General features: G+C 46.0%; 6 protein-coding genes. All 6 read right to left on the minus strand.

Annotated features, from left to right (window positions below):
• Window positions 1-147: 147 nt before the first annotated feature.
• Window positions 148-1,071: a CdaR family protein gene (locus PGX78_RS06045; protein ID WP_006941959.1), complete on the minus strand. Its 924-nt coding sequence runs from the start codon at window positions 1,069-1,071 to the stop codon at window positions 148-150.
• Window positions 1,068-1,889, minus strand: a complete 822-nt coding sequence (gene cdaA, locus PGX78_RS06050) for a diadenylate cyclase CdaA (protein ID WP_006941957.1) — start codon at window positions 1,887-1,889, stop codon at window positions 1,068-1,070. Before cdaA ends, PGX78_RS06045 begins: the two co-directional genes overlap by 4 nt.
• Window positions 1,890-2,023: 134 nt before the next feature.
• Window positions 2,024-2,701 (minus strand): TVP38/TMEM64 family protein, encoded by a 678-nt coding sequence (locus PGX78_RS06055; RefSeq protein ID WP_270445888.1) that lies wholly within the window; start codon window positions 2,699-2,701, stop codon window positions 2,024-2,026.
• Window positions 2,702-2,831: 130 nt separating this feature from the next.
• Window positions 2,832-3,632: a tRNA pseudouridine(38-40) synthase TruA gene (gene truA / locus PGX78_RS06060; RefSeq protein WP_270445889.1), complete on the minus strand. Its 801-nt coding sequence runs from the start codon at window positions 3,630-3,632 to the stop codon at window positions 2,832-2,834.
• The gene (locus PGX78_RS06065; protein ID WP_270445890.1) at window positions 3,623-4,420 is read right to left on the minus strand and encodes an energy-coupling factor transporter transmembrane component T family protein; all 798 of its coding nucleotides are present in this window, start codon (window positions 4,418-4,420) and stop codon (window positions 3,623-3,625) included. The genes truA and PGX78_RS06065 overlap by 10 nt, the downstream gene beginning before the upstream one ends.
• A partial coding sequence (locus PGX78_RS06070) for an energy-coupling factor transporter ATPase (RefSeq protein WP_270445891.1) occupies window positions 4,410-5,180 on the minus strand: 771 nt, incomplete at its 5' end. The genes PGX78_RS06070 and PGX78_RS06065, both read right to left, overlap by 11 nt.

Here is a 5,180-nt window from a genome sequence, read left to right on the forward strand (position 1 = left end):
CTGGCATCAACAGAGCGACGCACAACCGTTACTTCTTGTATATCCGCAGGAGAACACCGCAGTTTACGAGCTGCAATGTCCACCGGCTTTTCACGCATAGGCAGAGCCACGCGTATATTGTTCAATCTTAACAAAACTGTCTCTCCTTTATTCGGCCTCTTCCGTTTCCACCTTAACCGTTACAACGTCAGGTTCAATCGTACCGTCACCGATAGACCAGGGGATACCGACTCGAAAATCTTTATCTGAACCCAGTCCGTTTAAATTAATCGGTTCGAGGGTTATCGAGCCGATGGAGGCTAACTTATCCTTATCGCCGTGAATCTCTACCATATCGGGAACTACGCTGATTTTCTTCACCTTCACAGACGCATCCGCACTTCCGTACGTCGGCACAATAACAGGGACCTTCTTGGACGCAGCATTTTGAATAAGTGTCAAGGCTACGCTGCTCTGATGAGGTGTCAAATCAAGACCTTCAACAGGAGTGCCGTCAGCGCGAACAAGATGAATAGGAGACATTGTCGTAAAGTCTGAAGACTTTCCGGCTATGGGGATTTCGACAATAGCCCGATCCACTTCCTGAATAAGTCGTTTTGCCCCCGACACGACTACACGCTCAGGCAGAAGTTTGATACCCGTAACGGCAATACCGTCGGCAAGTTTCCCCATTAAATGCGGTACAAGCGGAAATTCCTGAACGGCATACACATCGACCAGCACATTAGCTTCCATGATGCTTTGCGTCTTCAATTCCGTACCGCTCGGAATCTTAACATGAACGGGTACGTTCATCGTCCCTTCCTGAGCCTCACTCATGTCTATATATGCCTTAATATCGGCAGGGTTAACATTAATAATTGTGTTGCGCGGTCCCGATAAGTGGACGTATACACTTTTAGGCACCTGTGATACGACGTATTGCGAATCCAGATTTTCCACTACAACGGGTACCGTATAAGTACCTTCACTGATTGGATTTTGTTCACTGATAATGGCAAACCAAAGTCCGATGGCCACGATAATACAAATAATTTGAATTTTCCATTTTTCCTGCGGTGCCTTTATCATTTATCGGATCTCCTCTTCAAAAAGTTCACCCAGCCTTGAGGCCGTTTGGAGAAAAATCCTTCCAAAGTCTTACGTAGGCCTTCGTCTGTCAAATGTCGGTAAATATGACCGCCGTATGTGTAAGAAACGGCACCCGTTTCTTCGCTGACTACGACGACAACGGCATCCGATTTTTCACTGATACCGATAGCCGCTCTATGTCTTGTTCCCAATTCCGTAGACAAAGAGCGATCCGTCGTCAAGGGTAATAGACAACCGGCCGCCATAATACGGCCTTCACGGATTACTACGGCTCCATCGTGTAAGGGTGTATTGGGAATGAAGATATTGCCCAAAAGCTCCTTTGATACGAGGCCGTCTATCTGTATACCCGTATCGATAATTTCATTAAGCCCTACCTCTCTTTCAAAGACCAACAGAGCTCCCGTTTTCGTCTTTGAAAGGCCGGCCGTAAGAGGAATGATTTCATCCAACATATGTGCCAGCTCTTCTTCACTGATCATACGATTGGAGTGGAAGAGTCGGCCTCGACCTATATGTTCCAAAGCTCGACGTAACTCCGGCTGGAAAACGACAGGTAAGGCAACTAAAATAACCGTCATGCCCTGCTGCAAAATCCAGTTCACAACATGCAAATTCAAGGCACGGCTGATAACCGTAATAATTCCCAGGAAAACAAGTCCTTTTATAAGGGATACGGCCCGCGTATTACGCAAAAGCAAAAATAATTTATACAAGAAAAAAGCAACTAAGGCAATGTCGAGAATATCTAAAAGCCTAAAGCTGCTGATAAATCCTTGAATCGGTATATAAGACATAGCCGTTCTCCCGTCTGCAAATAAGTAACAATAGTTAGAAATATTTTACAATATTTTCGACCTAATTTCCAGATAAACCGGCATTCCTACATGCAAAAAGGACAACCTTTGTAAAAGAAAGGTTGTCCTCAGAATTATGAATTTCCGTGCTTTCTGCGCCACCACAAAATACCGTAAACAAGAGCTACAATAGCTGATACTGCCAAGAGCCGCTGCCAATGGTCGCGTATTAACAACAAGTCATGTCCCAACCACACTTCTACAGCTACGGCCGGAAACTTGCCGATTACGTTGGCAATAAAATGATCGCGATAGCTGATATGACTGAGGGCTCCCAAAGCCGTTACAACTACATTAGGTGCATACGGAATGGCCCGTCCGGCCATAATCGTTCGAATACAGCTGTATGAATCCAATTTGCCGAACATGTCACTTCTACCGATAAATCGCTGTGCCTGACCGCGAAACAAGGTTCGCGTCAAATGAAAGCTGATTTCTATACCGATGACTTCACCGGCCCAGGAAATAAGAATGCCCGGAATCAGTCCGAATATGACACCGTTAACCGTCAAAAACAAAACCGACGGTATCCCGATAGCGTTGACAAAAGCCACCATAATAACGCTGATAAATATAGCCTTATATCCGAAGGAGGCCATATACGCCGTCATCCCGTTTATATCGCCTTCTACGGTAAGCGACAACATAGTCGTATAGAAATCGGGGCGTACTACTTGTATGGCCCAAAGAACGACAAGAACGACAAGTACACCCGCACCTCTCGTAAGTCGTCGAAGAGTTTTATCATTCATAAATTGCCCGCCTCTTACCGTTTTCACATAAACATACTGTCTTTAAAAACCGTCCGAGTCGTACCATGAAAATATACATAGTAAACCGAATATGTATATTATATCACAGGCATGCAAGGCCGCAGATTCATTATACCGTATCCAATCCCGCTTCCAAGGCAACCAAGGCCTGATTCAAGCGCTCGGAACTGTAATAAACTTCTTCCAAACACAGCCCTTGAGCCGGAGCCGTAGCTCCCAACTTACGCCTGTCCCCGCCTTTAAGGATTTCTTTAATTCGTTGCGAAGATTTTCGTCCCATACCGACATCGACAAGTGCTCCGGCCATATTTCTCACCATATGATATAAGAAGCCGCTCCCCACGACATCTATGATAATTCTGTTTTTCTTTGATACAACAAAAATACCGTACATGGTTTTTACGGGATTCATAGGTGTCGTATTGGCCCCTTCAAAAGCCGAAAAATCGTGTGTTCCCTTTAAGTATGAAGCCGCCTCTTTCATGCTTTCACAATTTAAGGGTTTACGAATATACCAGGCATAACGCAACATAAACGGATCGGGTACGCCGTCATTTACCAAAGTGTAGCGATAATGTTTTCCCTTATTATCATGACGTACACTGAAGTTTTCTCTTTCCAACGTTGCCGAAAGTACTACAATAGCCGGCGGTAAGCTCCCCTTTAGGGCGTAAGGAAGTCTTTCTACGGGAATCGTATCATCGCCGTAAAAATTGACTACCTGACCACGGGCATGAACACCCGAATCGGTGCGAGCCGCTCCGTATATACGGATATTTCTACCGTAGATACCCGATAAGGCCTCTTCTACATGTTGCTGTACCGACGGCAGAGACGACTGTCGTTGAAAGCCGTAAAACTCCGTGCCGTCGTAAGCCAGTCTCAGAGATATATTCTTTATTACACCCATCTGAGCACCGCCAGTATAAGAGTCAAAATGACAATTCCGAAAAAGGCTACGCCGTCTCGACGGCTATATGCCAACTCATGTAACCGGGTACGACCTTCTCCGCCACGGTAACAACGTGCTTCCATGGCTGTCGCCAAGTCATCGGCACGACGAAAGGCACTGATAAACAAGGGCACTAGCAGAGGAACCATATTCTTTCCTCTCTGCCAAAGGTTACCGCTTGTAAAGTTGGCGCCTCGTGCCGTTTGCGCCTTCATAATTCGACCGGTTTCTTCCAACAAGGTAGGAATAAACCGCATAGCAATTGTCATCATCATGGCCAGTTCATGTGCCGGCACTCCGAAACGTTTAAACGGAGACAAAAGATGCTCAATTCCGTCAGTCAGAACAATGGGAGAGGTTGTATAGGTCAGAAGCGATGAAAAGACAATTAAATACACAAGTCTTAAGGTCATGAAAAAGCCTCTGTAAATACCGTCTTCCGTAATATGAATCCAACCGTAAGTCCACAACTCTTTTCCCGGAGTCGTAAAAACATGAACGGCAAAGGTGAAAATAATAATTCCCCAAAGGGGCTTCAGCGACTTCACCATAGTCTGCACGGACAACCGGGATAAAGCATACGTAAAAGCGATAAAAGCTGCCAGAACAGCATATGAGAAAGGTTCATTTGCTAAAAAGACGGAAAAAATAAAAATCATGGTCCCCATGATTTTCATACGCGGATCCAAGCGATGGAGATAGGAGTTTCCGGGAAAGTATTGCCCTAATGTAATATCAGTCAGCATGACCGTTCCTCCTCAATGCTCGATAAATGGTATCCGTACCGTCCGACACGGTCTTGACTCTCGTCTCCACATCAAGTCCCCGCCCTTTCAAATACTGCAATACATGCGTAACAGGAGGTACATCAACCCCGGCCGCCCGTAAAACATCCCGCTCCGTTGCAAAAATGTCCGTCGGTACACCGTCAGCCGCAATTTCACCGTGATTAAGTATAATCAGGCGATTGGCCAGAGCCGCAACATCCTCCATATTATGAGACACTAAGACTACCGTAATCCCCGTTTCTTTATAACGTCGTTCAATCTGTCCGAAAATCTCCCGTCGTCCTACCGGGTCCAACCCTGCTGAAGGTTCATCAAGAATCAGGTAGCGGGGACGCATGGCAATAATTCCCGCAATGGCCACTCGTCTCATTTGCCCGCCGCTCAAGCGAAAAGGAGAGCGTTTTCCGTACGTTTCATAATCCAAACCGACAAAATCCATAGCCTCTTTTACGCGCTCTGTAACTTCCGCTTCCGAAAGACCGTAGTTTTTTGGTCCGAAAGCGATGTCGTCAGCTACCGTTTCTTCAAATAATTGATATTCCGGATACTGAAAAACCATACCTACACGTCGGCGAGCCGCAACGGCTTCCTTAGACTTACAGGACAAATCCGTGCCGTCTACATAAACTGTTCCGTCCGTAGGCTGCAATAACCCGTTTAAAAGTTGTACGAGAGTCGATTTTCCCGAACCGGTATGCCCGATAATACCGACGAACTC

It is taken from the genome of Megasphaera sp. AF13-6AC (assembly GCF_027685385.1).
Classification (GTDB): domain Bacteria; phylum Bacillota; class Negativicutes; order Veillonellales; family Megasphaeraceae; genus Megasphaera; species Megasphaera micronuciformis.

Bases quoted from the DNA above. Each gene is read 5' to 3' on its own strand.
- PGX78_RS06045 (WP_006941959.1), bottom strand. From the start codon at position 1,071: ATGATAAAGGCACCGCAGGAAAAATGGAAAATTCAAATTATTTGTATT.
- cdaA (WP_006941957.1), bottom strand. From the start codon at position 1,889: ATGTCTTATATACCGATTCAAGGATTTATCAGCAGCTTTAGGCTTTTA.
- PGX78_RS06055 (WP_270445888.1), bottom strand. From the start codon at position 2,701: ATGAATGATAAAACTCTTCGACGACTTACGAGAGGTGCGGGTGTACTT.
- truA (WP_270445889.1), bottom strand. From the start codon at position 3,632: ATGGGTGTAATAAAGAATATATCTCTGAGACTGGCTTACGACGGCACG.
- PGX78_RS06065 (WP_270445890.1), bottom strand. From the start codon at position 4,420: ATGCTGACTGATATTACATTAGGGCAATACTTTCCCGGAAACTCCTAT.